This window comes from Gillisella terrae (assembly GCF_004801395.1).
GTDB lineage: Bacteria > Pseudomonadota > Alphaproteobacteria > Rhizobiales > Rhizobiaceae > Allorhizobium > Allorhizobium terrae.
Genome location: NZ_SSOA01000001.1, coordinates 89,466 through 102,516 on the forward strand (window position 1 = coordinate 89,466; position 13,051 = coordinate 102,516).

Here is a 13,051-nt window from a genome sequence, read left to right on the forward strand (position 1 = left end):
GTGGGACCAAAGCTTAAAAACCCCGTGGTGTTTTACCTACACCACGGGGTCAGCTTATTGACAAACCTCTCGCTCGACGTTTCGTCACCCTCGGGCCTGTCCCGAGGGTCTGCCGTGGCTGGATAAGAAATTGACTTTGCTTATGAAATTAGCGTGGTTAGATGCTCGGCACAGGGCCGAGCATGACGTCGAGGATAAATTTAGGGTTTGTCAGCAGTCTGACCCCGTAGTGTTTTACCTACACCACGGGGTTTTTGCTTAGAGTTTGTCAGGTTTAGATTGAACCTGACAAACTCTAGACGGAGAGGGTGAAAACTTCAGGCTGCGTGACGAGAAGCGTCCGCACCGTTGGTCCATTCACGATCGCTGCGCAGTTTGAAATGGTTGACCAGATCGCGCAGGCGCTCGGCTTCCTGTGCAAGGTTGCTGGCGGCGGCGGTCGATTGTTCGACCATGGCCGCATTTTGCTGGGTGGTTTGGTCCATTTCATTCATGGCCGAATTCACCTCGGACAGGCCGGTGGACTGTTCGCGTGATGAGGTGGCAATTTCGCCCATAAGCAGGTTGATCTGGGCCACCTGCTCGCCAATGGCTTTCAGCGCCACGCCGGTGTCGCGCACCAGTTTCACGCCGCTGTCCACTTCCTGCGAGGAGTTATGGATCAAGCCCTTGATTTCCTTGGCAGCGTTGGCAGAGCGCTGCGCCAGTTCGCGCACTTCCTGCGCTACAACGGCAAAGCCCTTGCCAGCTTCACCGGCGCGGGCCGCTTCAACCCCTGCATTCAGCGCCAGGAGATTGGTCTGGAAGGCGATCTCATCAATGACGCCAATGATATTGGAGATCTGCTGAGAACTGTCCTCAATGCGACGCATGGCATTTTCCGCATTGGTGACGACGCTTGCTGATACACTTGCATTTTCGTTGGCGCTTTGGGCCACCGTGCGCGCTTCGTCTGTGCGCTTGGCGGCATTTCCGACGTTGCTGGTGATCTGATCCAGAGCGGCTGCGGTTTCTTCGAGAGAAGCAGCTTGCTGCTCCGTGCGGCGTGACAAATCATTGGTACCATCGGCAATTTCGCGCGTACCATTGTCCATGGCCTGCACAATATCGCTGATTTGGCGAATGGTTTGGCCAAGCTGCTGGATGGATGAATTGAAATCAATCCGCAAGCTGTCATATTCCTGCGCAAAAGGCTGAGAAATCGTCACAGACAGGTCACCTGCGGCCAAACGCTGCAAACCTTCACCCAAGGTCTGGGTCGCAAACCGAAGTTTGTGGGCTTCTTCTGCGGCTCGGCGGCTGCCGGATTCTGTTGCTTCCTCCTGCTGGCGGCGCGTTTCAGCGGCTTCTGCTTCAAGACGCTGGTTCTCAACGCCAGCATGGCGGAAAACCTCAACCGCGGCTGCCATGTTGCCAAGCTCGTCCTGTCGGCCAGCGAATGGGATCTGGCTTTTCAAGTCCCCGTCAGCTAGACGACGCATGGCATCAGCCAATTTGCCAATCGGGTTGGCAACGCCAAAAATGACGTACCACATGCCTGCCAGCGCAAACATGATGCTGAAAGCCGACATGATCATCATCAACAAAGTCATGTTGTCTTTTGTTGTGGCGCTGGATGCTACGGTGTCATTGATCCGTGTCTCGATATATTTCAGCAGCGCATCGACACTCGCCGCTGCGGCGGCTGAGGTAGAGGCAATCTTTTGGTCAGAAATGGCCTGTGCCTCAGCATTTTTGCCATCAAGCCACAGGTTGGCCAATGTCTTGCTGACCTCCTCATAGGCGGCAATGGATGATGCTATCTTGTCAACAAGCTCTTTGCCTTTCCCTGTGCGGGCCATGGACTGGTATTGCGATACAAGGCCTGCCAATTTATCGGCCTGAGCATTAGATATCTCGATAGCCTGACGCATAGCATTTGGATCGGGCTTAGCGAGGGACACTTTGGCGACTGTTAGACGCAATCCCATGAATTCGGTTTTGAGCGCAGCTGCCATGGCCTGGCGTTTGGATAGCGGCCCACCAATATCCTCCAGATTGGCATAGACGGTTGACATGCCATAAAATGAGGTGGCGGACAGTATTATAATACCAGTGGTGATAATGGAAAGCGCTAATGTTAGCGCTGTCTTGATCGTGACACGACGCACGTGCTGTCTCCTGTATCTTGCGCAAGCGAGAGTTTGTCTGGAATGAGGTCTTGGGAAGAAAACACTGGCCTGGAAAAGCACAATCGATTTGCGCGCTTTGGTCTCTGTGCTCCCATGAGCAGCAGTGAGATCAAAGCGCGTCCCAAAGGGGTCGACGTTTAATCCATGAGTGTTTTTTAAAAGAATTTCTCTTATGTGGTATCGTTCATCATGACGATACCGTGAAATCATCGATTAATTCTGCTAAAAATCCGTAAAATTTTATTTCTTTTTAAATATAGCCATATATTTTGAATTTTAGATTATCGTTCGAGCGTGGTCTTCCACACAACACAGAGGCTATGGCTTCGGTTTTGGACGATCCCTCATTGTATTTTGGGATATTCGATCAAATTGATGGCAAACATAGTTTCGATATCCGAGGCGGATGATCCGCGCATTGCTGCCTTTCACAAGATTCGCGAGCGCGATCTGACCGGTCGCGATGGACGGTTTATTGCGGAAGGCACAGTGGTGCTGCGCATGTTGCTGGCCGCCCACCGCGCCGGGCGTGGCATTGAGGCCGAGGCGCTGCTGGTTTTGGAAAACCGCCTTGCCGGTCTTGCACCGCTTCTGAAAGATTGGCCGCAAGACAAGCCTGTCTATGTTGCCAATGGCGCGACCATTGATGCCATTGCGGGCTTTCATCTGCATCGCGGTGTGCTGGCGCTGGGAAATCGGCTGACAGCACCGGATTTTTCGACCCTTGTTGCCAGCTTGCCAGAGCAGTCTCTGGTGCTGGTGGGGTGCGGCATTTCCAACCACGACAATATTGGCTCGATGTTTCGCAATGCTGCTGGCTTTTCAGCGGATGCGGTGCTTTTGGATGAAACCAGTTGCGATCCGCTCTATCGCAAAGCGCTCAGGGTGTCGGTTGGCTCGGTGCTGACCACGCCCTATAGCCGACAGGGGCAGGCGGTGTCTTTGCTGTCCGCACTGGATGCCACGGGCTTCCTGATTGCGGCATTGAGCCCTTCGGGAAAGCTGGAAATTGGCGATATCGGATCTGCGCTTTCTGGCCGTGGGCGTCTGGCTCTGGTGGTGGGCACGGAAGGTGAGGGGCTACCTGCCGAGGTGCTGGAGCGCTTTTTAACCGTCCGCATTGCGCAATCACCGTTGCTGGATAGCCTCAACCTTGGCACAGCCAGCGGCATTGCCCTGCACAGTGCAGCGCGCGCTATGGGCAGGCTTGGCTAAAGTTTGATCAACTCTGGTGCCATTGCCTGCACCTTCTCAATCAGTTTGCCTTTGGCAGGGGCTGCGGTGTCATCACGTTTTTCCAACAGTGCCGGTTTCAACAGTGCCGGAATGGGGGAAGCTGCACCTTCGCGCGTGGCTGTCAGCACCAGCATGCTGGCAGCAATGTCGGCAATGTCCTGCCGCAAGGCGTCGTCGTGCTCTTGCCCATGCGCGGTTACCAGTTTGGCACAAAGAGCGCGGCTTTGCGCCCGCAAGTCCTGTTCCAGCGCCTGCGTATCCATGGTGGAGCTGTTGAGTTTTTGCACCATCTTGGATTTCTCTTTCATCATACGCGCTGCTCGGCGGGTCTTTCAGCGTGCTTGGCTTTATCGGCGCTGTCTTCAAGCTTTTGCAGGCGATCTTCCAGCCGCAAAACCTTATCCTCTTCTTGCAAAAGCCGCTGCTCTGCCTTTTGGGTGCGCTCCAGTGCCGATTTTTTTTCTTCCAGCAAGGTTTCGCGCTCCGCACGGAGGTCTTTTATGCGCAACTGTAAATCTTCCACCTGTTGTTGATGGTTGGTGGCTTGCTGATTGCGCCCGTTCATTTTTGTTTCAAGACGGCTCACCGTGGCCTTCAGCGCTTCAATGTCGTCGATGCGGCTGGAGACATTGGCTTCGCTGCGTTCCAACGCCGCTTTCAATTTTTCGATCTTTGCGCCGCTGTCGCGCAATTCGGCTCTCAATTCGGCCGCTTCAATGCTCATGGAGTTGACTTGCTCTTTCAGCAAGGCTTCTTCGCGCAAGGCCCGTTCCATTTCGGCAACAGCGCTGTCGGAGACGATTTTCAGCGACACAGACCGCTCACGCTCGCGTTTTAACTCATTTGCAATTCGGGCATTTTCGGCAGCATAGACAGCGCGCACCATATCCTTTTGGGCGCGCACCTCTTGAGCCCCCAAAGGGGCCGTGGCGCGCAAGCGTCTTTCGGTGTAGGCGACAATTCGGCCATGGATAGCCGGACTGATCAGGGCCATTAACAGCGCCGCTGTGGTAAAACCCAGCGCGAACAGGAGGGCGTATTCAATCACAGCGAAGCCACTTCTTCGGGGGCAATGCCCAAAACATGATGCAGTCGGTGCAAAAGCGAAGAGCCTATCTCTTTTGCACCGCAGAGGGCACATGCCACTGGTGATTTGCGAAAAGGCACCCTCATGCTGCGCATTTCTGGTCTTCTCCTGACGCCCCGTCTAAAAAAGCGGTCATGTGTAAAGCGGTTATCCTTGCCTGATTCTAGCATAGATTTAGACGGTATTGTGAGGCTGTTGCACGGATTTTGCGCAATTTCCTGTTCAGAAAGGGTTCCAGGTGGATTGGGGTGTCAATTTGAGATAGCCGACATTGACACCAAGGCGTGCACCCAGACCCGTGCGGATCGGCACCAGAACCATATTGTCGCTCTTGAGCGCTGTCATGCCAACGCCCGCAATGACATAGGCCGAGCCACTGACGCCGCCAAAGCGGGTGTACAGGCTGTTGATCGAGGGCAGATTGTAGACCAGCATCATGGTGCGGCTGCCGTTGCCACCGTAATCAAATCCCAGCGATGGGCCTTGCCAGAACACCGGGTGCTGGCCAGCATTCTTGGTGTTAAGGGTGCCTTCGCCATAAGTCAGGCCCGCAATAAACGCGCCTGAGCCTTCCTGGCCGAGAATGTAACCATTTGGCAAGCCGTATTGCGCAAACGCTTTTTCGATGACCTTGGCAAGGGCACCGCTGGTTTCGCCAAAAAACGAGTGACCGGCGTTGACCACTTCGTCCATCGTATATTGGTCGCTGTTTTGCGCCATAACATTGATGGGCATGGCAACAAAGGCCGCCAAAACCACGGCAGCGGGTAGAATCCAGGTCCGTACCACGTCCCGAATGATGGAAAAGCGCATTGCTTCCTCCTCGGATGAAAATAGAATCGGCCTTATTCAGGCTTTATCTCATCTTGATGCTTTCGTCTTAACAATGGGTTTACCAAATATGGTGTCATTATGGCGCATAGAATGTGCGGTTAAGCTGGCGCGACCAAAACACACGCCTCCGGTACCATGCGTCTCAATAAACGCATGATATCGACCTATTTTATTGGCTGCATAATCTCCCCGTTAAATCCGGCCCGATTTAAAGGAAGAATGCAGGAGGCTTATGATGACGTTGCCGTCGAGGAGAATTCGATGATCAAGAACCCAAATCTTACACTCGCCGGTGCCGATCTGGCAGCCCTGCTGTGCAGTCGTGTTTGCCATGATGTTATTTCGCCGGTGGGCGCAATCAACAATGGTCTGGAACTGCTGGACGAAGGCGGTGCCGATGAAGATGCCATGGACCTTATTCGTGCAAGTGCTCTCAATGCGTCGGTGCGGCTCAAATTTGCTCGCCTGGCTTTTGGCGCTTCCGGATCCGTTGGTGCTTCGATCGACACAGGCGAGGCGGAAAAGGCCGTCAAGGATTTTGCCGACGCTGAGAAAAAGACAGTTGTGAGCTGGAACGGTCCGCGCGCCATCATCGCTAAAAACCGGGTCAAGCTGTTGATGAACCTGTTTTTGGTGGCCTATGGCTCGATTCCACGCGGCGGTTCGTTGGATGTCACGCTTGAAAGCCCGGATTCGGATGCGAAATTCAGCATTGTCGCCAAGGGTCGGATGTTGCGCGTACCGCCAAAATTCGCCGAAATTTGCGACGGGATTTTGGAAGAATCGATCGATGCCCACACGATCCAGCCTTATTATACGGTTCTTCTGGCTGATGAATCGGGCATGGAGCTGAAATATTCGATTGGCGAAGGCGAAATCATCTTCACTGCGCAGAGCGTTGCAGTGGACGCTCCAGACGCCGAAGCGTCTGCCGAGTAAATGGCTGTTTTCCTGCCTGCTGCCATGTCGGGGCAGGCAGGAAATATTGGCACGGCCGAAAGGGCATAAAAAGGGATTTCACGTCTCTCTGACAAATTATGCCGTAGCCGCGTCATATGCCAAAAACGATAGCACTTCGAAGGGGGAGATGGCTGGCAAGCCAGAGGGAGAAGCCACAAACGAAAACGATGTGTGGTGTACTATGGCGCCATAGATGGCAAACAGTGCTGTACCAGCCTCTTTGGTTGATGTGACCAGAGTTGTGCGGTGATGGCTCAAAATTTACAACCGCAGATTTCTATTTTCTTTTAACAATGTTTCTGTATTATTCTTTCCGAATGTAATGGGGATTCTTGCGATGGGAACGGGCCAGGGCACTGAGATGAAGCGATTGATGATTGCTGATTCGTCAGATGTCGTACGCAAGGTGGCCCATAAAATCCTGTCCGAGCTTGGCTATACGGTCAGCGAGGCGTCAACGGCCAGAGAGGCTCTGGTCACTTGTGATGCACAATTGCCCGATGTGATCATTGTTGATTCCGGCATCGATGGTGCGCTGGATCTGATCACCAACATTCGCTCCATGCCGGGTGGAGCAGAAATCAGGATTTTCTATTGCGTTATCGAGGCAGATTTAAAGACGATGATGCGCGGAAAGCGGGCAGGGGCCAGCGATTTTCTGCTCAAGCCGTTTGATCGGCAAATTTTGACAAAGATTTTTGATCAGCGCGCCGCAGCCTAATGCATAATTCCTTAAATCGGAATCGATTTAAGGAATTATGCAGCAGATTAAAAATGTTACAGTGTCCTTTGTGCGCCATATATGGCGCACAAAGGACACTGTAATGCATGTCGTGTTTTAGTGTGCTCAATAAAACGACAAAGTACATGCAGCAACGCCCTATAGCGCCGCGCACAGATGGGGTGCACGGCGCTATAAGGAATGGTGCAGTAAAATTTCGGGGCGTCATGCGTTGAAATCAGATTATTTCAACGCATTTCATCGAGATTTATGCCGTTTCCATATATTCGGCGCTGTCAGGCTCACGCAGCACGTAGCCGCGGCCCCAAACAGTTTCGATATAGTTTTCACCGCCAGCCGCATTTGCCAGTTTCTTGCGAAGCTTGCAGATGAAAACGTCGATGATCTTCAGTTCAGGCTCATCCATGCCACCATAGAGGTGGTTGAGGAACATTTCCTTGGTCAAGGTTGTTCCCTTGCGGAGCGAAAGCAGCTCCAGCATCTGGTATTCCTTGCCGGTCAGATGAACGCGCTGGCCGCCAACTTCAACTGTCTTGGCGTCAAGGTTAACAATCAGTTCACCTGTTACGATGATGGACTGTGCATGACCCTTGGAGCGGCGAACAATTGCGTGAATACGCGCAACCAGCTCATCCTTGTGGAATGGCTTTGTCATGTAGTCGTCGGCACCAAAGCCCAGACCGCGGACCTTATCCTCAATTCCGGCCATGCCGGACAGGATGAGAATTGGCGTCTTCACTTTCGAGAGACGCAGAGTCCGAAGGACCTCGTAACCCGACATATCGGGAAGATTGAGGTCGAGCAGAATGATGTCGTAGTCATATAGTTTGCCGAGATCGACGCCCTCTTCACCAAGATCTGTGGTGTAGACGTTGAAGCTCTCGGACTTAAGCATCAGTTCGATGCTCTGCGCTGTGGCGCTGTCGTCTTCGATGAGTAGAACCCGCATAAATATCCCCTTTACCGCCGCCGAAAGGTTTTGAATGGTCCCAACGCAAAACGGATCCAGTCGTTGCCTGATTTGAAGGCTGCCACCAAATGGTTAACAAATTCTGATTCACTCTGGCAAGAGTAACGAATTTATTAAGTTTTTTAGTTAGCCCAATGATTCATTGTCACTTTCTCATCGCCACAGATGAATCATTTTAGCAGGCAACCCGCTTAAGCGATTCAATTGACTTATCATTGTCATTGTCCTGTATTTTGGACCTTGGCATTTACCGACCCTTAAATGATCTCCCTTATCATTAACGATGCCCGTAAACGAAAGGTTACCAAAGGTAGTTTTTTTGTTAACGCCGCGAGATTTTTCGGGGTGATTCGTTTTAATGTCCGCGGGCGATGGGAAATTTGAGTGAAAGCGGGGGACCTCGCATCACGGGAGTATTGCGTATGAAGTCGCGTGACAGTCTAACACGCCTGAAGGCATTTCAGGTCGCGGAGAAGCGTCGGCAGTTGCAACAGTTGCAGCTGATGATGTCAGAATTTGAGCGAATGGCTGGTGAATTGGAAAACCAGATCTCTGTTGAAGAGAAAAAGGCCGGCATCACCGACCCGACCCATTTCGCTTATCCAACCTTTGCAAAAGCCGCACGCCAGCGGGCTGATAATTTGCAAAATTCGATCCGCGAACTGAAAGTGCAGCAGGACGCTGCCGAACTGGCATTGGAAGAGGCTGTGGCAGATCATGCCAAAGCGGCAGCGCTTGAAGAGCGTGATGGGCAAAATCGGGCCCGTGCTTAACGCATCGGTTCTGAAACCTTATTAAATCTTTCCGCATAATTCCTGCAATCCGTCGCGATTGCTGGAGTTATGTGGAATTTTTAATATCGTGCCCGCGATATAGAGCACGTTTGGGCAAGAGCTGAATGCTCACTCCTATCCTGGGTGGAAAAGCCGTCCGCCTTCTGAAGACAGGCGAGATTGTGCAGGCGGGCCGAAATGTGGAAACAGGTTTTCCGCAGGAGCGGATGGCGCGAAATCCGACCAATTTTTATGGGATGCGCCCAAATTTTCCTTTGACCCAAGCCTTTTCGAGCGCTGTTTATGATTTTTTACAAAGCCGTTCGTCGTACTTGGGCACAGCGACACTGTGGCGCTTTAAATGTAGCCCATAATTCCCTTCAGCGTCATTTGTGCGCCATATATGGCGCACGACGCTGTAAAGCCGCGAATTTTTCTTTGCTGTTGGACAATTTCACCGGACAGCGGTTCCATTTGCCGATGCCGGAGGCTGGGGCCACAAACCGGGGCCAGAAGCCGGAAATCTGAAACAAGAGGCTCAGGCAGTATTCTTTGGCCAATATTCTTGCAGCTCGGAAAAATATCTAAAACAAACAATGCGGCGCGCCTGTGGTGGCGCACCTGTAAAAGCCTGACTTAGTGGCGATATTGCTGAATGCGCGTTGTGCGCAGGCCTGGAAGGCCGTGGTCAGAGATAGAGGACTGCCAGGAGAGAAACTCCTCTACAGTCAATGTATAGCGTTCACAGGCCTCCTCCAGGCTCAGCAATCCACCACGAACAGCGGCAACGACCTCTGCTTTGCGGCGGATAACCCAGCGACGGGTATTGGCTGGCGGCAAGTCAGCAATTGTTAGCGGGCTGCCGTCGGGGCCGATAACATATTTTACACGCGGGCGTATCGTTTCGGTCATTGGACTCTCTACTACAAACTCAAGACCACAGACCCGAAATCTAGCGCGGCACCTTTAAAAAATACCTAAGCCCGAGGTAATAATTTGATAATAATTTGAGTGGGTTGGTTGCCTGTGCTGATGTCACACACAAACTGTGATTTTGTGAAAAGACGTGAGAGAAGACATGCGGATCAAAGATAAAACGTACCATTCTGGCCATGCCTATGTATGTTTATGGTGTAATTTCATTTTATCGCGGATTGTTTTCTGATGAATACAATATTTTAACCGAAAATTTCAGAAAACAGGATTTATATATTTTTATATTTGATGCAGGGCCGATATGTAGTGTGTTTGTATTGCGATTTGTGCCAATGCAGTCGAGAGAATTGCCATAATAGAGGCAATATTTGCCGCTGTCCTGACGATCTGCCATCGCGATTCTGTATAATTTTGGAACGTTTTTCACAGAGAAATTGTCAGCAGTGATATTTTTTATCCATGAGAAGACATTTTTTCCGCCAACGCAGTGTTTATTGCGCCGTGCGCCATATTCTGCGCACAGCGCCGTAGCGCGCCCTTGCAATCCGCCTTCAGCTCACAGCAGGACAACTGCGATTTTAACGCCGGTGGAACTGGCACCCAGCGTGGCGGTTCCGCTGTGCGATAGGCTCAGTTCGGTATTTTGATTGAGCAGAAGGCAGGTAGTCTGGCAGGATTGAACAACGCCCGAGACCGTGCCAATCGCGAGTTCGAAAAGCCGTGCCTGGTTTTGGTCGACAATGGCCACGGAATAGTCTGTCGTGGCAGATGCCAAGAGGGTCAGCGACACGAGATAAATGCCGGTGGTTGGTATTTTCAGGCTTTTACCAGCATTGGTGCCAAGGGTGGTTTGCAGCGCGATCCCCCCTTGACCCAAGGTGAGAAGATCGAAGCCGGTGATCTGTCCGGTGCTGATGTTGATTGCCGAGGGGGCGAAGCGTGCCGTTGCCGCGGGTTTTGCGGGTTGCCTGACATATCCTTCCGGGCTTATTGCCAGTGCCGTTGTCCATCGGCCGCCGTCATCACACACTTTGATGCTCAAGTCATCCGAGCCTGCCAGCCCGATCTCCGCTTTTCCCTGCCAGTTGGATTGGTAGAGCAGCGAGGCCGTATTGCCAGATGCGGCTTTGTTCAATTTGACCCGTTGGTCGCTGCCATTGTGATTGAACAGCACAGCATCAGAAGCAACAGTGAATTTGTTGGTGTCATCAGCGCTGGCGTTAACGCCAAGGCGGCTAAATTGCGGGGTCGATGACAGGGGAAGTTCACTCCAGCCAGAACCATTATAGGTGAGCAGCTTGCCGCTTGAGCGAAAAAATGCCAGCCAGCCGATTTGGGGGGTGATAAACATCCATGCATCATCCTGCCAGACAGCAATCATACCATCATGGTTGGCCCATGCATCACTTGCATTGGGCAGCAGCCAAAAGCACTGGCCATTGGCCGGGGTGGCAGGCGGTGTTGTCAGGCTATCGGCAATAACCAGTTGCGTGACCGCATCCAGAATGGCCAGGGCCTCGTTGTGGGTAACATGTTTCTGGGCTTGGGAAGGCAGAATATAGGGCAGGGCCAATCGCGGCGTTGTGTCGGTCATCATTATCTCCATCCGTATCGTTGCAGGCATTATCCGCCATGCGCGAAGGGGGTGAAGAAACAGGATGCATTCTCTTTGATTGGTCTGCGAAAACCGCGCGCCGCCTTCACGGCGCGGTCAGCGAGAGGGGTGTCAGATCTGGTGACCACCCCAGGCGATGAATGATGGATTGGCAAAATCGCTGTCATGGACCTGATTGCGTTTGCCGTAGGGCAGGGGGAGCCCATCCAGCCCAAGCGTTATGCCGCCTGCCGCCCGCAGCACCGCATCGCCTGCGGCCGTGTCCCATTCCATTGTGCGGCCAAAGCGCGGGTAAACATCGGCACCACCCTCGGCGATGAGGCAGAATTTTAAGGATGAGCCGACCGATTTCGTCTCGCTAATGCCTTTGCTTTTCAAAAAAACATCCGTTTCCGGGCTGTTGTGAGAGCGACTGGCGAGTGCAACAAAATTGCTCTGAGAGGCGCGCACCCGAATAGCGTGGCGCGCGACGGGTATGAAATTTTCATCAATTTCGACTTTGACCGCGCCGCTTTTATCGCCCAGATAAGCAACGCCGCGCGCAGGCGCGTAAACAACGCCCATGATGGGAATGCCAGCGTCGATCAGCGCTATATTGACGGTAAAATCTGAACTTTTGCGGATAAATTCCTTGGTTCCATCCAAAGGATCCACCAAAATGAAGGACTTGCTCCCAGTCTCGGGAATATTGCCCGCCGCCGCTGCTTCTTCTGCAACAACGGGTATGTGAGGAAAGGCGGCACTGAGAGCTGACAAAATCACAGCCTCGGCCCGCTCATCGGCCTCGGTTACGGGAGAGGAGTCGCTCTTGATGTGAATTGTCGGGCCAGCATGAAAGACCTGCATGATTTCGCGACCTGCCGCAATGGCTGCACGCTCAAAGAGATCAATCACAGTTAAACCCTTCTTCTATCGATAGAATGGCGCAATGCGCTGTAAAAGCATACAGAAATAGCCTGAACGCTTTATTACTGTTTCTTGTCGCAGCTTCAGGCGGGGGTGGTTTTATCCAAATAATCAATGACACGCATGGCCAGTTCATCTGGTCCTGCTTCCATTGTTTTCAACGTGATCTCGGCGTTCAGGGGCGGCTCGTAGGTTGAGTTCACGCCGGTAAAATGCGCAATGCCGCCCGTCAGCGCTTTGCGATAAAGGCCTTTGGGGTCGCGGCGTATACATTCCTGCAAAGGCGTGTCGATAAACACCTCCACAAACTCGTCATCGCTCATCAGATTTCGAGCCAGATCACGGTCAACCCTGAAAGGCGATATGAAAGCAACAATGACGATCAGACCCGCATCGGCCATGAGCCTGGCCACCTCGGCAACGCGGCGGATGTTTTCTACCCGGTCCTGATCGGAGAAGCCAAGGTCTTTGTTGAGGCCATGGCGAACATTATCGCCATCCAGAATATAGGTGTGATTGCCTCTGGCGTGCAGCCGTGTTTCAATCGCATTGGCAATCGTGGATTTTCCGGCACCGGATAAGCCCGTTAACCAGATCACCCGAGGGCTCTGCTTTTTTATGGTCGCGCGGGATTCGCGTCTCACCTGAAGGCTTTGCATCACAATATCCTGCGGCGCAGACTGGATTTTTGATGTCCCGTGGTCGATCAACATTCCCCCTCTGCCGCGTGCAGAGTGCACAAATGGCGCTTTGGTTTTGTCACCTGCAAACTTCATGAAAAACGATTATATCCTGATATTGTAATTTTATGGAATAACGAT

12 protein-coding genes and 1 pseudogene are annotated in these 13,051 nt (G+C 52.4%); 4 read left to right on the forward strand and 9 right to left on the reverse strand.

The features are described from left to right. Positions 1-317: 317 nt before the first annotated feature. Positions 318-2,150 (reverse strand): methyl-accepting chemotaxis protein, encoded by a 1,833-nt coding sequence (locus E6C51_RS00445; protein WP_230987005.1) that lies wholly within the window; start codon positions 2,148-2,150, stop codon positions 318-320. 396 nt (positions 2,151-2,546) lie between these two features. Here E6C51_RS00445 and E6C51_RS00450 point away from each other — a divergent pair, with 396 nt between their 5' ends. Further along, complete coding sequence (locus E6C51_RS00450) at positions 2,547-3,386, forward strand: TrmH family RNA methyltransferase (RefSeq protein ID WP_190234665.1); 840 nt, start codon at positions 2,547-2,549, stop codon at positions 3,384-3,386. Here the strand turns inward: E6C51_RS00450 and E6C51_RS00455 are convergent. From E6C51_RS00455 to E6C51_RS00465, 3 genes are all read right to left on the reverse strand, one after another. Then, positions 3,383-3,718: a hypothetical protein gene (locus tag E6C51_RS00455; protein ID WP_190234666.1), complete on the reverse strand. Its 336-nt coding sequence runs from the start codon at positions 3,716-3,718 to the stop codon at positions 3,383-3,385. The two genes, E6C51_RS00450 and E6C51_RS00455, sit on opposite strands and share 4 nt — an antisense overlap. Next, a complete protein-coding gene (locus E6C51_RS00460; protein WP_146932954.1) occupies positions 3,715-4,455 on the reverse strand; it encodes a hypothetical protein in 741 nt (246 codons plus the stop codon). The genes E6C51_RS00455 and E6C51_RS00460 overlap by 4 nt, the downstream gene beginning before the upstream one ends. Positions 4,456-4,716: 261 nt before the next feature. After that, the gene (locus E6C51_RS00465; RefSeq protein WP_190234667.1) at positions 4,717-5,307 is read right to left on the reverse strand and encodes a DUF1134 domain-containing protein; all 591 of its coding nucleotides are present in this window, start codon (positions 5,305-5,307) and stop codon (positions 4,717-4,719) included. 282 nt (positions 5,308-5,589) lie between these two features. On the opposite strand from E6C51_RS00465, the gene chpT reads away from it, so the two are divergent. Both chpT and E6C51_RS00475 read left to right on the forward strand, forming a co-directional pair. Further along, positions 5,590-6,267, forward strand: coding sequence for a histidine phosphotransferase ChpT (gene chpT / locus E6C51_RS00470; protein ID WP_146932958.1), 678 nt, complete (start codon positions 5,590-5,592; stop codon positions 6,265-6,267). Positions 6,268-6,649: 382 nt separating this feature from the next. Beyond that, positions 6,650-7,009, forward strand: a complete 360-nt coding sequence (locus E6C51_RS00475) for a response regulator (RefSeq protein ID WP_146932960.1) — start codon at positions 6,650-6,652, stop codon at positions 7,007-7,009. Between the two features lie 268 nt (positions 7,010-7,277). Here the strand turns inward: E6C51_RS00475 and ctrA are convergent, their stop codons facing one another. Beyond that, positions 7,278-7,979, reverse strand: coding sequence for a response regulator transcription factor CtrA (ctrA, locus tag E6C51_RS00480; protein ID WP_146932962.1), 702 nt, complete (start codon positions 7,977-7,979; stop codon positions 7,278-7,280). 443 nt (positions 7,980-8,422) lie between these two features. Here ctrA and E6C51_RS00485 point away from each other — a divergent pair, with 443 nt between their 5' ends. After that, positions 8,423-8,773: a flagellar export protein FliJ gene (locus E6C51_RS00485; protein WP_146932964.1), complete on the forward strand. Its 351-nt coding sequence runs from the start codon at positions 8,423-8,425 to the stop codon at positions 8,771-8,773. A 636-nt stretch (positions 8,774-9,409) separates the two neighbouring features. Here the strand turns inward: E6C51_RS00485 and sciP are convergent. The 4 genes and pseudogenes from sciP to cysC all read right to left on the reverse strand — a co-directional run. Next, on the reverse strand, positions 9,410-9,685 hold the full coding sequence (sciP, locus tag E6C51_RS00490) for a CtrA inhibitor SciP (protein WP_075639715.1): 276 nt from the start codon (positions 9,683-9,685) through the stop codon (positions 9,410-9,412). Positions 9,686-10,265: 580 nt separating this feature from the next. Next, positions 10,266-11,303 carry a DUF2793 domain-containing protein gene (locus tag E6C51_RS00495; protein ID WP_190234668.1) on the reverse strand — a complete coding sequence of 346 codons (1,038 nt, stop codon included), beginning with the start codon at positions 11,301-11,303 and terminating at the stop codon, positions 10,266-10,268. Between the two features lie 132 nt (positions 11,304-11,435). Next, positions 11,436-12,218 carry a 3'(2'),5'-bisphosphate nucleotidase CysQ gene (gene cysQ / locus E6C51_RS00500; RefSeq protein ID WP_190234669.1) on the reverse strand — a complete coding sequence of 261 codons (783 nt, stop codon included), beginning with the start codon at positions 12,216-12,218 and terminating at the stop codon, positions 11,436-11,438. Between the two features lie 95 nt (positions 12,219-12,313). Further along, positions 12,314-12,847 (reverse strand): annotated as a pseudogene (cysC, locus tag E6C51_RS00505) (adenylyl-sulfate kinase); the annotation flags it as partial. Between the last annotated feature and the right edge of the window lie 204 nt (positions 12,848-13,051).